This is a genomic window from Microvirga pakistanensis (genome assembly GCF_004458765.1).
GTDB classification, from domain to species: Bacteria; Pseudomonadota; Alphaproteobacteria; order Rhizobiales; family Beijerinckiaceae; genus Microvirga; species Microvirga pakistanensis.
This window is the reverse complement of the sequence record NZ_SPJX01000325.1, coordinates 1-223: the sequence shown is the minus strand read 5'-3', so window position 1 is coordinate 223 and position 223 is coordinate 1. Positions and strand designations below refer to the sequence as shown.

Annotated in this window: 1 protein-coding gene; it reads right to left on the bottom strand. The window is 73.1% G+C overall.

The window, feature by feature from the left end:
• A partial coding sequence (locus tag E4K09_RS29210; protein ID WP_166802373.1) for a hypothetical protein occupies positions 1 to 223 on the bottom strand: 223 nt, incomplete at both ends.

Genomic DNA, 223 nt, shown 5'->3' with positions numbered 1-223 from the left:
GCGACCGCGCCAGCGCAGTCGCTCGCGATGGCGAAGACGTCTTGCGCGATCTGTGGCCAAACCGCGAGGACACCCAGGACCGCCTCATGCGGGTAGGCGTCGACCAGGGCGTTGAGGTTGGCCAAAGTGGGTGTGGCCTGCACGGCCGCGAGGCTGGCGCGAGCGGCGGCGGCCTTTGCCGCGAGGTCGCGCGCGGCGACGTCGGCGCGGCCAACGGTTGCGG